11 protein-coding genes are annotated in these 16264 nt (G+C 49.6%); 7 read left to right on the forward strand and 4 right to left on the reverse strand.

Features of this window, described 5'->3' with window-relative positions; translation table 11 throughout:
• Window positions 1–105 precede the first annotated feature (105 nt).
• Complete coding sequence (locus IV433_RS00980) at window positions 106–1251, forward strand: MFS transporter (RefSeq protein WP_195812801.1); 1146 nt, start codon at window positions 106–108, stop codon at window positions 1249–1251.
• A 94-nt stretch (window positions 1252–1345) separates the two neighbouring features.
• Here IV433_RS00980 and pflA read toward each other — a convergent pair whose 3' ends face one another.
• From pflA to ycaO, 4 genes are all read right to left on the reverse strand, one after another.
• Window positions 1346–2086 (reverse strand): pyruvate formate lyase 1-activating protein, encoded by a 741-nt coding sequence (pflA, locus tag IV433_RS00985; protein ID WP_015689580.1) that lies wholly within the window; start codon window positions 2084–2086, stop codon window positions 1346–1348.
• Between the two features lie 269 nt (window positions 2087–2355).
• Window positions 2356–4638 (reverse strand): formate C-acetyltransferase, encoded by a 2283-nt coding sequence (gene pflB, locus IV433_RS00990; protein WP_195812800.1) that lies wholly within the window; start codon window positions 4636–4638, stop codon window positions 2356–2358.
• A gap of 74 nt (window positions 4639–4712) precedes the next feature.
• The gene (focA, locus tag IV433_RS00995; protein WP_095922616.1) at window positions 4713–5570 is read right to left on the reverse strand and encodes a formate transporter FocA; all 858 of its coding nucleotides are present in this window, start codon (window positions 5568–5570) and stop codon (window positions 4713–4715) included.
• 477 nt (window positions 5571–6047) lie between these two features.
• Entirely contained in the window at window positions 6048–7811 is a 1764-nt protein-coding gene (gene ycaO / locus IV433_RS01000) for a 30S ribosomal protein S12 methylthiotransferase accessory factor YcaO (RefSeq protein ID WP_195812799.1), read from the reverse strand.
• A 352-nt stretch (window positions 7812–8163) separates the two neighbouring features.
• Between ycaO and serC the strand changes: the two genes are divergently transcribed.
• From serC to IV433_RS01030, 6 genes are all read left to right on the forward strand, one after another.
• Window positions 8164–9249 carry a 3-phosphoserine/phosphohydroxythreonine transaminase gene (gene serC, locus IV433_RS01005; protein ID WP_195812798.1) on the forward strand — a complete coding sequence of 362 codons (1086 nt, stop codon included), beginning with the start codon at window positions 8164–8166 and terminating at the stop codon, window positions 9247–9249.
• A gap of 104 nt (window positions 9250–9353) precedes the next feature.
• Window positions 9354–10637 (forward strand): 3-phosphoshikimate 1-carboxyvinyltransferase, encoded by a 1284-nt coding sequence (aroA, locus tag IV433_RS01010; RefSeq protein ID WP_195812797.1) that lies wholly within the window; start codon window positions 9354–9356, stop codon window positions 10635–10637.
• Window positions 10638–10832: 195 nt separating this feature from the next.
• Window positions 10833–11531 (forward strand): (d)CMP kinase, encoded by a 699-nt coding sequence (cmk, locus tag IV433_RS01015; RefSeq protein WP_195812796.1) that lies wholly within the window; start codon window positions 10833–10835, stop codon window positions 11529–11531.
• A gap of 156 nt (window positions 11532–11687) precedes the next feature.
• Complete coding sequence (gene rpsA, locus IV433_RS01020; protein ID WP_101076455.1) at window positions 11688–13364, forward strand: 30S ribosomal protein S1; 1677 nt, start codon at window positions 11688–11690, stop codon at window positions 13362–13364.
• Between the two features lie 60 nt (window positions 13365–13424).
• Complete coding sequence (ihfB, locus tag IV433_RS01025) at window positions 13425–13709, forward strand: integration host factor subunit beta (RefSeq protein WP_013574835.1); 285 nt, start codon at window positions 13425–13427, stop codon at window positions 13707–13709.
• Window positions 13710–13960: 251 nt separating this feature from the next.
• A complete protein-coding gene (locus IV433_RS01030) occupies window positions 13961–16234 on the forward strand; it encodes a DNA internalization-related competence protein ComEC/Rec2 (protein WP_195812795.1) in 2274 nt (757 codons plus the stop codon).
• The last annotated feature ends 30 nt before the right edge of the window (window positions 16235–16264 follow it).

A 16264-nucleotide genomic window follows, 5' to 3' on the forward strand; every position in this document is an offset into this window, starting at 1 on the left:
ATCACCCCGCAGTTTGTGCGCAGGCCTCTTTTTGCCAGATTGACATTTTGTTGGCCGGTGGCATGATGCGCGCAATTTCCCCGATTTTGTGGTCGTCAACAACCTATGTCCGCCTATTCCCGTCCCGTCTCTCTGCTGTTGTGCGGACTTCTCCTGCTGACGATTTCTATCGCCGCTTTAAACACGCTGGTGCCGTTGTGGCTCAGTCACGAACAACTGCCAACCTGGCAGGTCGGGCTTGTCAGTTCATCGTATTTCACCGGCAATTTGCTGGGTACGCTGATTGCTGGCAGCCTGATCAAACGTATTGGTTTTAACCGCAGCTATTATCTTTCCTGCATCATGTTTGCTGTCGCAACTGCGGGTCTGGCGCTTTCCATGGACTTCTGGAGCTGGGTTACTGCACGCTTTGTTGCCGGTGTTGGCTGCGCGCTGATCTGGGTTGTCGTGGAAAGTGCCTTGCTGCGCAGCGGTACGGTGAAGAACCGTGGTCAGCTGCTGGCGGCCTATATGATCATGTATTACATCGGTACCGTGGTCGGGCAGCTGCTGGTCGGCACGGTTCCAACGGCGTTGCTGAGCGTGTTGCCGTGGGTTACCGCGCTAATCGTTATTGCCATTCTGCCGATCTTGATGACACATATTGAGAATCAGGACAGCGACCAACCTCGGCATGCGGTGATGCCGATGTTCAGACGCCGCAACGCCCGTCTCGGGATCAACGGCTGCATCATTTCCGGCATTGTGCTGGGTTCCTTGTATGGCCTGATGCCGCTATTCCTTGCGCATCAGGGGATGAGCGATGCGGATGTCGGATACTGGATGGCGCTTCTGGTCAGCGCCGGGATTATCGGGCAATGGCCGGTGGGGCGTCTGGCCGATCGGTACGGGCGTCTGATGGTACTGCGTATCCAGATTTTCGCCGTGATCCTCGGCAGTATCGCCATGCTGAGCGGTTATGCGATGGCGCCGACGTTGTTCATTCTCGGATGCGCGGGTTTCACGTTGTATCCGGTTGCGATGTCATGGGCTTGCGAGAAAGTCAATTCTGAAGAGCTGGTCGCGATGAATCAGGCATTACTGATGAGTTACACCATCGGCAGCCTGGCGGGCCCGACGATGACCGCGATACTGATGCAGAGTTATTCTGACCGGTTGTTGTTTGTGATGATTGCTGTAGTTTCACTGGTTTATCTGGTGATGCTGATGCGCAAAGCCGACCATCATCATAATCCGGTGGCAACGGCCTGATCTGAACCTTTCAGAATGAATGCCTTCAACACAAAAAAGACGCCTGAAGGCGTCTTTTTTATGGGCAACAATTTTACAGGAAACAAGCAGCTCATTAATAAATGACTTTGTGTCCGTAGCTGGCAAGAATATTTTTCACGCGTTCCATAATTTCTTTGGTCGGTGGGTTCACGCCATCCAGACCATATTTCTCACCCATCGCAGTCCATTTGTGTTTGCCCAGTTCATGATATGGCAACAGTTCAATCTTCTCGATGTTCGTCATATCTTTGGTGAACTCACCGAGTTTGTGCGCGGAATCATCATCATCCGACCAGCCCGGCACAACAACATAACGGATCCAGGTACGCTGATTACGTTTAGCCAGATAGCGGGCAAAATCCAGGGTACGGTGGTTAGAGACGCCGACCAGATTCTGGTGGATATCGTCGTTCATCTGTTTCAGATCGAGCATTACCAGATCTGAGACATCCAGTAATTCGTCGATCACCGGATCATAACGGCGGACAAAACCGTTGGTGTCCAGACAGGTGTTAATGCCTTCTTTCTGACATGCGCGGAACCAGTCACGCACGAATTCAGCCTGAAGGATTGCTTCGCCACCAGAAGCCGTTACGCCGCCGCCAGAGGCATTCATAAAGTGGCGATAGGTCACCACTTCTTTCATTAAGTCATCGACATTGATCTCTTTCCCGCCATGTGTGTCCCAGGTATCGCGATTGTGGCAATACATGCAACGCATCAGGCAACCCTGGAAAAATACAATGAAACGGATACCTGGGCCGTCAACGGTGCCACAGGATTCATATGAGTGGATGCGACCTTGAACTGACATTGCGGGTTATTCTCCATATTGACCAATGAATAGCAGTCTAAATGTGCGGATGCTGGCCTGGCAGAGATAAACTGGAAACCACATGTTTATGATACCAGACAATCAATAAGGTTGATTGTCAGCAATGGCGGTACTGCTTTGCCAGAGGTCCACAACGTATAGCGCTCTGGCAAAACAGACTGTCTCGAAGACAGTGCGGGCAGGGAGGATGAAACAAAGGCTCCACGTTGTGGAGCCTTTTTATATCACGCTAAAGTATCAGCAGATTATTACAGGGACTTGGTGAAAGTACGGGTAATAACGTCTTGTTGCTGTTCTTTAGTCAGTGAGTTGAAACGTACAGCATAACCAGATACACGGATGGTCAGCTGAGGATAGTTTTCAGGATGTTCCATCGCGTCTAACAGCATTTCGCGGTTCATGACGTTCACGTTCAGGTGTTGACCACCTTCGATGGACGCTTCGTGGTGGAAGTAACCATCCATCAGGCCCGCGAGGTTCGCTTTACGAACATCATCATCTTTACCCAGCGCATTTGGAACGATAGAGAAGGTATAAGAAATACCATCTTTTGCGTAAGCAAACGGCAGTTTAGCAACAGAAGTCAGAGAGGCAACAGCACCTTTCTGGTCACGACCGTGCATTGGGTTAGCGCCTGGACCGAATGGAGCACCAGCACGACGACCGTCTGGGGTGTTACCTGTTTTCTTACCATAAACCACGTTAGAGGTGATGGTCAGAACAGACTGAGTTGCTACAGCGCCACGGTAGGTACGCAGTTTCTGAATTTTCTTCATGAAACGTTCTACCAGGTCACAAGCGATGTCATCTACGCGAGAATCGTTGTTACCGAACTGTGGATATTCGCCTTCAATTTTGAAGTCTACAGCCAGGCCGTCTTCGTCACGGATGGTGCTAACTTTTGCATATTTGATAGCAGACAGGGAGTCAGCAGCAACTGACAGACCTGCGATACCACATGCCATTGTGCGATAAACATCACGGTCATGCAGCGCCATCAACGCAGCTTCGTAGCTGTATTTGTCGTGCATGTAGTGAATGATGTTCAGTGCTGTGACGTACTGTTTAGCCAGCCAGTCCATGAAGTGATCCATGCGGTCCATAACTTTGTCATAGTCCAGCACTTCATCCATCATTGGCGCTTCTTTAGGGCCAACCTGGATTTTCATTTTTTCATCAACGCCGCCGTTGATTGCATACAGCATGGTTTTCGCCAAGTTTGCACGAGCACCGAAGAACTGCATCTGTTTACCCACAACCATTGGGCTCACACAACAAGCGATAGCGTAGTCATCGTTGTTGAAGTCAGGACGCATCAGGTCATCGTTCTCATACTGTACAGATGAGGTATCGATAGACACTTTTGCTGCGTACTTTTTGAAGTTCATTGGCAGCTTTTCAGACCACAGGATAGTCATGTTCGGCTCTGGTGAAGGCCCCATGGTGTACAGGGTATTCAGGAAGCGGAAGCTGTTTTTGGTTACCAGAGTACGACCATCAACACCCATACCTGCCAGGGATTCAGTCGCCCAGATTGGGTCACCGGAGAACAGTTCATCATACTCAGGTGTACGCAGGAAACGAACCATACGCAGTTTCATAACCAGGTGGTCAATCAGTTCCTGAGCTTGTTCTTCGTTCAGTTTGCCTGCTTTGATATCACGATCGATGAACACGTCAAGGAAGGTAGATACGCGGCCGAAGGACATTGCAGCACCGTTCTGAGATTTCACCGCAGCCAGGTAGCCGAAGTAAGTCCATTGAACAGCTTCTTGTGCGTTGGTAGCAGGACCAGAAATGTCGCAACCGTATTTGGCAGCCATTTCTTTAATCTGACCCAGAGCACGGTGTTGTTCAGAAATTTCTTCACGCAGCTGGATGGTCATTTCCAGATTCACGCCGTTTTCCAGATCATTTTGCAGAGACTGGAATTGTGCGTATTTATCAGCCATCAGGAAATCAATACCGTACAGCGCAACGCGACGGTAGTCACCGATGATACGGCCACGGCCATAGGCATCTGGCAGACCGGTCAGAACGCCAGATTTACGGCAGTTCAGAATGTCTTTGGTGTAAACGTCGAAAACACCCTGGTTATGAGTTTTACGGTAGTCGGTGAAAACTTTTTTCAGCGCTGGATCCAGTTCACGGCCATAAACTTTACATGAACCTTCAACCATTTTAATGCCGCCGAATGGGATCAGAGCACGTTTCAATGGCGCGTCAGTTTGCAGACCAACGATAGTTTCCAGAGATTTATTGATGTAGCCAGCGTCATGAGAAGTGATGGTAGCCGCAACGTCAGTATCAAAATCAACAGGAGCCTTAGTGCGGTTCTCCAGTTTGATACCTTCCATTACTTTATCCCACAGGGTGGTTGTCGCTTGAGTCGCGCCAGCCAGGAAGGATTCATCACCTTCATACGGTGTGTAGTTTTTCTGAATGAAGTCGCGGACGTTTACGCCGTTCTGCCATTCACCAGCACTAAAACCTTCCCATGCGTTGGTCAATTTTTCATTGAGCTTGGACATTTTGCACCTACCTTCTAATTTGGATTTCTTAAAAATCGCGTGTAAAACTGTCGTAACAAGAGTGCCACGTTGTATCAGTGGTGCTTCTCATCGCGAAGATATATGACCCAATACGTTAACCCTACCAGCAAACCGCCCCCGATGATGTTACCGATGGTCACAGGAATGAGATTGTCGATGATAAAGTTAGTGATGTTCAGTTCTGCGAATTGTGCCGGAGTTGCGCCGACAGCCTGCCAGAATTCTGGTGTCGCAAAGTTCTTCACTACGATGCCTAAAGGGATCATGAACATGTTGGCAATGCTGTGCTCGAAACCGCTGGCGACGAACATGCCGACGGGGAGGATCATTGCGAACATTTTGTCCATCAGACTGCGGCCGGAGTAACTCATCCATACCGCCAGGCAAACCATCAGGTTAGCCAGAATCCCCAGACAAACGGCTTCAATAAACGTGTGATGCATTTTATGGTCAGCAGTTTGCAGAACGTTCAGTCCCCACAAACCATTATCGACCATATACTCACCTGAGAACCAAATCAGTGCGACAAAGAACAGACAGCCGATAAGGTTACCAATATAGACATTGACCCAGTTACGGGCCAATTGCCCCCAGGTGATACGCCCGCTGGCTTTCGCAATCACGATAAGCACAGTGGAAGTAAACAGGTCAGCGCCGCAAACGACGACCAGCATCAAACCCAGTGAGAAGCAGATGCCCCCAACGAGTTTTGCGAGGCCGTAAGGAACGGTGCCGGTGCCTGTGGTGGCAGTGATATAAAAAGCAAAGGCGATAGAAATAAAGACGCCAGCAGTAATGGCTAAAAAGAATGTTTTTAACGGCTGTTTGGTGGCTTTATAAACGCCGGCATCTTCAGCAACTTTCGCTGTAGCGGCGGGTAATATTAGATCGAAGGGGTTGTCAGCTTTCACATTAACTCTCTTATTCAGGGCTATGCACTGCGCAACGAGATACTAGCAAAGCAGTATAACGTAAAAATTGACGTGGATCATACGAGGCGGTTTTTGGTGCTTTCTGATGTACTACTGAAGGGGTGGTTTTTTGATTAACTCAATGATAATAAACGAATAAAAACATTTTAATTTTTACAAATAAAGTTGATGGATGCTAAATTTATTTTTATTTATGCGTAAATGAAAATAAGCTATTGTTAATGGTTGTCGTCAATTTTACTTTGTGCTTTTTACAGATGAGTAACTTATTAAAAAGTCCGTGTGACTTATGTCAGAAAAATGACATCCGTCCTTTATTTCGCGGCGAATTACACGTCATTTTTTTGGCTGAGTCAAACATTTGGCGGTAAATAAACCCCCAAAGCCATTACGAAGTGAAATAAAAAAACCGGCAGAAAATTCCACCGGTTCGTCGATTTTTTAAACGCCGGAAAATCAGATTTTTGACCAGTAGCGGCGTTTTGCAACCTGGAGTTTTTCGTAAGCGCCCAGCAGAGCCTGATGAGCAGGCAATGCTTTGAGGTCAGCGTCTACGGCAAACAGACCGTGGAAACGTTCTTCGCCGCTGATGGCTGCTGAAGCATCATCAACTGCTTTCTGACCGTACATTTTCACGAATGCCGTGTAGTACTGAGCCGGATCACGATCTTCTTCCAGGGACAGCTGAAGAAGTGTTTGCAGACAACGGTAATAGTTGTTGCGCTCATCGCTGTAAACCGACGCGTTGAATTCATGCGCCCATTCAGCCCAGGTCAGCGCCTGATCCAAATCGCCGCCCGCCAGTGCCAGCATAGATTTCAGCTCGCCAACGCGCAGGGTGTACCAGCCGTTGTCTTTGCCGCTGGCGATGCCCAGAAGTTCACGAACGCGGGTAAAGTCATCCAGACCTTCATCATCCAGTTGTGTGATCATTTCCAGATAAGCTTCTTTTGGCAGATCGCTGTCGGGCAGAGCCAGCAACTGATCGCGCAAATGAGCGCCCATGCTGTTGTTGGCCAGCAGCAAATCTTCAGCCGGATAAATGTCAGACATACCCGGAACGATGATGCGGCAGGCGTACACGTCAAGATGCTCGTAATCCGCAATGTAAACTTCAGCGTCTTCTTTATCAAAGATTGCCATCAACGTGGCGAACTCTTCTTCCGTCGTGCCGCTGAAACTCCAGTCTGCGAACGGATAGTCGGCATCCTGTTTAAACATATCCCACGAAATCAGACCGCTGGAATCGATGAAGTGAGTTTCCAGATTGGCATGTTCAGCCACTTCTTCGTCATCGAAGGTCGGGGCGGTGAAGACGTCCAGATCTTTCAGGCTGCGGCCTTGCAGTAATTCAGTGACCGTGCGCTCCAGTGCAACTCCGAAGTCCGGGTGTGCGCCGAAGGAAGCGAAACAAGTCCCGTTTGCCGGGTTGAACAACACCACGCAAATGACCGGATAGTTGCCGCCCAGCGAGGCATCGTAAGACAGGATAGGGAAACCTTCTTCTTCGAGTTTGGCGATGGCTTCAACCACACCCGGATAGCGCGCCAGTACGTCAGCAGGGATCTCTGGCAGGCTGATAGATTCCGCGATGATACGGTTTTTGACATAGCGCTCGAAGACTTCAGACAGACCCTGAACGCGGGCTTCGTTCGCGGTATTCCCGGCAGACATGCCGTTAGACACATACAGGTTACCGATGATGTTCATCGGAATATATACGGTTTCCAGGTCAGACTGACGGGTGAACGGCAATGCGCAAATCCCGCGATCCGGGTTGCCGGATTGCAGATCAATCAGATCGCTGGCGACCAGTTCTTTATCTGCATCGTAAAATGCGTGCAGACGCTCATCCAGAATACCTTCAGGCAGAAGGTTATCTTCCGGCAGCGGGAACCATTTCTCGTTTGGATAATGCACGAAGTCGCTGTTGGCAATTTCTTTGCCCAGATAGAAGTCGGCGAAGAAATAGTTGGTCGACAGACGCTCAAAATACTCACCTAAAGCAGAAGCCAGAGCGGCTTTTTTGCTGGCGCCTTTACCGTTGGTGAAGCACAGCGGGCAGTCGCGGTCGCGAATGTGCACTGACCAGACGTGGGGAACCGGATTCAGCCAAGAAGCTTCTTCGATATTAAAGCCGAGATCGGTGAGTTTTTGTTGGAAGCGGGAAATGGAATCTTCCAGCGCCGCGTCTTTACCAGGAATAAAAGTTTGCGTCATTGAGTTCACTTTTGAGCGTGCTAAAAACGCGCAATGATACGGGGTTTTGCGCATTACCTCCATGTATTCGTGTTAACAATGTAATCGTGTTGTGAACTCAAAGGCTTGTAGGTAAAACGGGTGTAAGCGCCGCCGCGATGCCAGGGAAAAGTCACGATTTGTGCGTTCTCTGTTCATGCAAACATAATCCCGCAAAATCAGTATTAAAAGGAAGAAAGAACCTTGCGTTCAGCCTCTCATCGCTGTTTATCAGGTCGTGATGAATAACCGTTGCAGACTGCTTGTCTGGGATGATAAAACCGGTAAATTAGTTGTTACTTTGTGGCTGTCTTAAGAGAAGTGGTGAGGGGAAATGACTCAGGTTTATAATTTTAGTGCAGGTCCGGCAATGATCCCGGCTGAAGTATTGCGTCGTGCAGAACAGGAATTGTGCAACTGGCACGGACTGGGTACCTCGGTGATGGAAATAAGTCACCGTAGTAAGGAGTTTATCCAGGTAGCTGAAGAATCCGAAAAGGATATTCGTGACCTGCTGAATATTCCCCCGAACTACAAAGTGCTGTTCTGCCACGGTGGCGCGCGTGCGCAATTCGCCGCAGTGCCGATGAATCTGCTGGGCGATAAAGCGTCTGCTGATTATATCGATGGCGGCTACTGGGCACACAGCGCCGTTAAAGAAGCGCAAAAATACTGCACACCTAACGTCATTGACGTCACCACGACCTTTGATGGCAAACGCGGCATTCTGCCAATGAGCGAGTGGAAGCTGAATGCGGATTCTGCTTACGTTCATTACTGCCCGAACGAAACCATTGACGGTATTGCTATCGATGAAATGCCTGATTTCGGGGATAAAATCGTTGTTGCTGACTACTCATCCTGCATCCTTTCGCGTCCTATTGATGTCAGCCGCTTTGGCGTAATTTATGCCGGCGCGCAGAAAAATATCGGCCCGGCTGGCCTGACGCTGGTCATCGTACGCGAAGATTTATTAGGTAAAGCACGCTCTGAGCTGCCATCTATCCTCGATTACACCGTGCTGGCTGAGAACGATTCCATGTTCAATACCCCGCCAACCTTCGCCTGGTATCTGTCAGGCATGGTCTTTAAATGGCTGAAAGAACAGGGCGGTCTGCGCGAAATGGAAAAACGCAATCAGGCCAAAGCTGAACTGCTGTACGGTTCCATCGATCGCACCGGTTTCTACCGTAACCCGGTTGCGGCCGCGAACCGTTCGTGGATGAACGTTCCGTTCCAGATGGCCGATGCGTCACTGGATAAATTGTTCCTGGATCAGGCGCAGGAAGCCGGCCTGCATGCGTTGAAAGGCCACCGCGTAGCCGGTGGGATGCGTGCATCCATTTATAATGCAATGCCGATTGAAGGTGTCAAAGCGCTGACCGACTTTATGGCGGAATTCGAAAAACGCCATGGCTAAGCGCGCTGGCTTTCGGGCCGGTACAATGCTTTAGTAAGAAGCCTTAAAAATGACCCCGGTTCGCTGTCCGGGGTCATTTTATGAAATGAAGAATTGGAGAAAGAGTGGAATCCCTGACATTACAACCCGTTGCATTGGTTAACGGCAGCATCAACTTACCCGGCTCAAAAAGTGTTTCTAACCGTGCACTTCTACTGGCTGCTTTTGCACAGGGCACTACCCGCCTGACTAACCTGCTAGACAGTGACGATGTGCGTCACATGCTGAATGCGCTAACTGAACTCGGTGTTACGCATCGTTTATCGGCGTCCCGCACAGAGTGCGAAATTGACGGGCTGGGCCACGCTTTTTCCAATGCTAAAGGGACTGAACTGTTTCTTGGTAATGCCGGAACGGCCATGCGCCCGCTGGCGGCGGCACTGTGTCTGGGTGAACAGAATGTTGTGCTGACGGGTGAACCGCGGATGAAAGAACGTCCGATTGGCCATCTGGTTGATGCCCTGCGTCAGGGCGGCGCACAGATTGATTATCTCGAGCAGGAAAATTATCCGCCTCTGCGCCTGCGCGGTGGTTTCCGCGGCGGCGATGTCAGCGTGGATGGCAGCGTCTCGAGCCAGTTCCTGACGGCGTTGTTAATGACCGCACCGCTGGCTGAAAACGACACCACGATTCAGATTAAAGGTGATCTGGTGTCTAAGCCGTATATAGACATCACCCTTAACCTGATGAAAACCTTTGGTATTGAAGTTGAGAACAACCAATATCAACAGTTCCATATCAAAGGGAAGCAGCAATACGTTTCACCGGGCGCTTATCTGGTGGAAGGTGATGCGTCATCCGCATCTTATTTCCTCGCGGCGGCAGCCATCAAAGGCGGCACTGTGCGTGTGACCGGCATCGGTAAAAACAGCATGCAGGGCGATATTCGTTTTGCTGACGTGCTGGAAAAAATGGGTGCGACCATTCACTGGGCTGACGATTATATTGAATGTACTCGCGGTGAGCTGAAAGGCATCGATATGGACATGAACCATATCCCGGATGCGGCTATGACTATCGCCACGGCGGCGCTGTTTGCAGAAGGCCCGACCACGCTGCGTAACATTTATAACTGGCGCGTTAAAGAAACCGACCGTCTGGCAGCAATGGCCACCGAGTTGCGTAAAGCCGGCGCGACAGTTGAAGAGGGCGAGGACTACATCCGCGTTGAGCCGCCAAAAGCACTTAAATTCGCAGAAATCGGTACGTATAACGACCACCGTATGGCGATGTGTTTCTCGCTGGTGGCGCTGTCGGATACGCCAGTGACCATCCTTGATCCAAAATGTACGGCGAAAACCTTCCCGGACTATTTTGATCAACTGGCTGCGATCAGCACTCTGGCTTAAACTCTTCCGGTATGTGTGAAGACGGCGGACATCTTTGATGTCCGCTTTTTGCTTTGAAGGTGTCAGAAACGTCCGCTTTTTAGGCAACTGAAAAATGCGGGGTAACAGTTGCCACAAAGGCAGCGTATAATGTCGCTCCTGAATTAGTCGTCTGAGGCTAATGAAGCGGGTATTCCCCACCGAAAGGAGACAAAAATGACGGCTTTAGCCCCGGTAATCACCGTTGATGGGCCAAGTGGTGCAGGTAAAGGTACTTTGTGTAAAGCTTTGGCCGAAGCCTTTAACTGGCACTTACTGGATTCCGGCGCCATTTACCGCGTTTTAGCGCTGGCGGCTTTACATCACCAGGTTGATATTGTCTCAGAAGAGGCGTTAGTTCCGCTGGCCGCACATCTCGACGTTCGTTTTGTCGCTCAGGATGGGCAGTTACAAGTGATTTTAGAAGGTGAGGATGTCAGCAATGAAATCCGCACCGAGACGGTCGGGAATACGGCCTCACAGGCTGCGGCTTTCCCCCGTGTTCGTGAAGCATTGTTGCGTCGTCAGCGTGCATTCCGTGAAACGCCGGGCCTGATTGCCGACGGTCGTGATATGGGCACCGTGGTTTTCCCTGACGCGCCTGTGAAGATCTTTCTGGACGCGAGTTCAGAGGAACGTGCAAACAGAAGAATGCTACAGTTGCAGGAAAAAGGCTTTAGTGTTAACTTTGAACGGCTTTTAGCCGAGATCAAAGAACGAGATGACCGTGATCGTAACAGGCCTATCGCGCCCTTAGTGGCTGCTCCCGATGCGTTATTGCTGGATTCAACCAGCATGTCTATCGAGGAAGTCATCGAAAAAGCACTGGCTTATGCCACAGAAATTCTAGGATTGCCGCAAAAACAAACCCGGTAATCGAGCCGTAATCTGGTGCTGAAGAATATTCAGTGCCAGTTTTGGCTATAGTTTTTTTTAACCTCGCCGCAAGGATCTGTAGCGGGGCATTTGAAACAACCCCATCCAGCAGGAAGCCAGATGGACGTTAAACTTAAGAACCTAAAGATTATCAACATGACTGAATCTTTTGCTCAACTCTTTGAAGAATCCTTAAAAACAATCGAAACCCGTCCTGGTTCCATCGTTCGTGGTGTTGTTGTGTCTATCGACAAAGATATCGTACTGGTTGACGCCGGTCTGAAATCTGAGTCTGCAATCCCGGCAGAACAATTCAAAAACGCACAGGGCGAACTGGAAATCCAGGTTGGCGACGAAGTTGATGTTGCGCTGGACGCTGTTGAAGACGGCTTCGGTGAAACTCTGCTGTCCCGTGAAAAAGCTAAACGTCATGAAGCTTGGATCACGCTGGAAAAAGCTTACGAAGAATCTGCAACTGTTACCGGTGTTATCAACGGTAAAGTTAAAGGCGGCTTCACCGTTGAGCTGAACGGTATTCGTGCGTTCCTGCCAGGTTCACTGGTAGACGTTCGTCCTGTTCGCGACACGCTGCATCTCGAAGGCAAAGATCTTGAGTTCAAAGTCATCAAACTGGACCAGAAACGCAACAACGTTGTTGTTTCCCGTCGTGCAGTAATTGAGTCTGAGAACAGCGCAGAGCGCGATCAGCTGCTGGAAAACCTGCAGGAAGGCATGGAAGTTAAAGGTATCGTTAAGAACCTCACTGACTACGGTGCATTCGTTGATCTGGGTGGCGTTGACGGCCTGCTGCACATCACTGACATGGCTTGGAAACGTGTTAAACACCCAAGCGAAATCGTCAATGTTGGCGATGAAATCACTGTTAAAGTTCTTAAATTTGACCGTGAACGTACCCGTGTGTCACTGGGTCTGAAACAACTGGGCGAAGATCCTTGGGTCGCTATCGCTAAACGTTACCCAGAAGGTACTAAACTGACTGGTCGCGTTACCAACCTGACTGATTACGGCTGCTTCGTAGAAATCGAAGAAGGCGTTGAAGGTCTGGTTCACGTTTCTGAAATGGATTGGACTAACAAAAACATCCACCCATCTAAAGTTGTTAACGTGGGCGATGTTGTTGAAGTTATGGTTCTGGATATCGACGAAGAACGTCGTCGTATCTCCCTGGGCCTGAAACAATGCAAAAACAACCCATGGCAGCAATTTGCAGAAACCCACAACAAGAACGACCGTGTTGAAGGTAAAATCAAGTCAATCACTGACTTCGGTATCTTCATTGGTCTGGACGGCGGCATCGACGGCCTGGTTCACCTGTCTGACATCTCCTGGAACGTTGCAGGCGAAGAAGCAGTTCGTGAATATAAGAAAGGCGACGAAATCGCAGCTGTGGTCCTGCAAGTTGACGCAGAACGTGAACGCATCTCCCTGGGCGTAAAACAACTGGCTGAAGATCCATTCAATAACTACCTGTCTGTTAACAAGAAAGGTACTATTGTTACTGGTAAAGTCACAGCAGTTGACGCCAAAGGTGCTACAGTTGAATTAGCTGGCGGCGTAGAAGGTTACCTGCGCGCTTCAGAAGCTTCTCGCGACCGTATTGAAGATGCAACTCTGGTTCTGAGCGTTGGTGATGAAGTTGAAGCTAAATTCACCGGTGTTGACCGTAAGAACCGTGTAGTAAGCCTGTCCGTCCGTGCTAAGGACGAAGCAGACGAGAAAGATGCAATCGCTGTTGTTAACAACAAACCAGCAGAAGAAAGCAACTTCTCTAACGCTATGGCTGAAGCATTCAAAGCGGCAAAAGGCGAGTAATGACGGGGGGCGGCTCTGTCGCCCCGAAACGGTAGTTTAGCTGCAAAGCTTGGAGGTACTATGACCAAGTCTGAACTTATTGAAAGACTTGCTGGCCAGCACTCTCATATCCCGGCGAAAGCTGTTGAGGATGCAGTGAAAGAGATGCTTGAGCATATGGCTGCAACCTTGGCTGATGGTGAACGCATCGAAATCCGTGGGTTTGGCAGTTTTTCTCTTCACTACCGTGCTCCGCGTGTGGGGCGTAACCCTAAAACGGGCGATAAAGTTGAGCTGGACGGCAAGTACGTTCCTCACTTTAAGCCAGGTAAAGAGTTGCGTGATCGCGCGAACATTTATGGCTAAGGTTTATTCCTGAAACATAAATGACTGCCTATAGCGAATGCAAAACGGTACCTTTAAGGTGCCGTTTTTTTTTGCAATTTTCGACCTGAAGACTGTTTTCGTTTTCTCAATTCTGCTGATTATTTGCGTAATGCCTCGCATCGATTTCTTCTGATACTTGTCCCTTTTCCGCTCAAAAACCATACTCCACCCCGGACGTTGATCTCACTTTAAGGCCGTTTAACGCTGAGGGTAAAAACATCAAAATCTCAATGGATGAGGTCGCAGTTGCCATTATCACCGGCATGGTGCCGTTGATTTTTCTCGCTATAATTCCCACGGCTGCCCAGCTTTTTTCCTTATTTCTGATAGTTTGTCTGCTGTTCGTGAGTGAACGAAAACTGTTCAGACTGATTGCCATCACATTACTGAGTTTCTGTTGGGCTGCGTATCAGGGGCAAATTCAGCTGCAACAGATTTCATCCCTTCAGGGCGTTAAGCGTGAAGTGATTACCGAGGTGCAAACGGTGAATCTCGGAACGAAAGGGGCTTCCGTCTTCTTTAAGATAGAAAGAGAGGATGGTAAACGCGTTTTTCCTCCCGTCTTATTCCGGGCTAAATGGGAAGGGGGGCGCGTGACTCTGTTGGCCGGGCAACGATGGAAAATGCTTGTCAGCCTGCGTCCGGTTCATAGCCTGCTCAATGAAGGTGGCTTTGATGCACAGCGCTGGGCGTTGTCGCAACATGCGCCGCTGACCGGCACAATCTACAGCGGAGAGCCTCTGGATACGGAGGCTGGCTGGCGTCAGCAATTTATCCAACGTGTCATGCAAAAGATGCCAGAACTTACGAATGCGCCGGTGCTGATTGCATTGGCATTTGGTGAGAAAGGGCTGATTCAAAAACCAGAAATGTTGGTGTTACAGCGTACCGGGATTGCGCATCTGGTTGCCATTTCCGGCCTGCACATCGGGATTGCCGCATTGTTTGGTGGGTGGCTGGCGCGGATCTGTCAGTGGTTTATGCCTGTCAGATTAATCGATTATCGTTTTCCGCTGGTAATCAGTGAGATTTTCCTGCTGATTTACACGTGGCTTGCGGGTTGTAATGCGCCTGCTCTGCGGACAGCGATGGCATTTTCATTATGGATCCTGCTGCGTTACTTTCGGGTTCGCTGCCATCCCTGGCAGGTCTGGTTATGGGGCGTGGCGCTTTTGCTGATAACGGATCCGATGAATTTATTGTCGGACAGTTTTTGGTTGTCGTGTTTTGCCGTCGCTTCTCTGGTTTTCTGGTATCAATGGATGCCGTTACCAGCGAAGTTTCAGAAGCACTGGTACTGGTGTGTCATTCGTTGGGGGCATTTACAGGCCGGAGTGACCCTGCTTTTGTTGCCCCTGCAAACAAGCATTTTCCATGGGATCAATGTCGCCTCATTCCTGGCAAATATGTGGGCTGTACCGGTGGTATCACTACTCACGGTTCCCTGTGTTCTGGTCGTCCTTCTTCTGAACATCTTCCCGGCCGGCTTGCTGACGGAGGTCCAGACTTTACTCTGGCAAGGCGCAGATTACACATTGAGTCTGGCAATGTGGGGCGTAAGACCTTTCACTGGCAGCTGGTTTGCGCTCGGGGAAAACTGTCTTTTTATTAGTCTGTTGGGCTGGCTGGCTATTATTTTTTGCCGTATAGGGCACGTGAAACAATGGTTTTCAATACTGGTCTCGTTTTGCATGCTATCAGTAGTTTGGTACGCGCGGATCCCCGCTGAGCGCTGGCGTGTTGATATGCTGGATGTCGGGCATGGTTTATCGGTACTCATCAGCCGGAATGGGAAAGGCATTCTCTATGATACGGGGAATAAATGGGAAGGTGGGTCAGCGGCTGAACAGAATATTTTACCGTTTTTAAATTGGCGCAATATCGAATTAGAACAGATAATTATCAGTCACAACGATATGGATCATCGTGGTGGCCTGCCATTTCTGCAATCGCGATATCCTCAGGCAAGTTTACGGGAGAGTTCCATGTCAGAGGGACATCTGGCGTGTGTGGCCGGTGAACACTGGCAATGGCAGGGGCTGAATTTCAACGTTTTATGGCCGGAGGCAAAAGTTGCTGATGCCCGAAATGATGACAGTTGCGTCATCCGCATTGATGATGGCTCATTCAGCTTTCTGCTGACCGGTGATATTGAAGCCGGTACGGAAAAGGCCTTGATCAGGAAATGGCGGGGTGAGTTGCACTCTACCGTGCTTCAGGTTCCTCATCACGGCAGTAATACGTCGTCTTCACCGCCTTTTTTGCGCGCTGTTTCGCCGGAATTGGCACTGGCATCGGCCGCACGTTTCAATAAATGGCATCTGCCTGCGCATAAAGTTGTTAGCAGATACAACAAGGCCCGCTATGACTGGCACTCCACTTCGGATTCCGGTCAACTGAGCCTGTTCATTTATGGTGATTATTGGACAATTAAAGGCTTACGTGAGCAATTAAACCCACGTTGGTACCACCGGCGGTTTGGAGTATCAGTAGATAATGAGTAGAATAGGCCGCTATTTCTTTCGATGCTGGTT

It is taken from the genome of Rahnella laticis (genome assembly GCF_015644585.1).
GTDB lineage: Bacteria > Pseudomonadota > Gammaproteobacteria > Enterobacterales > Enterobacteriaceae > Rahnella > Rahnella laticis.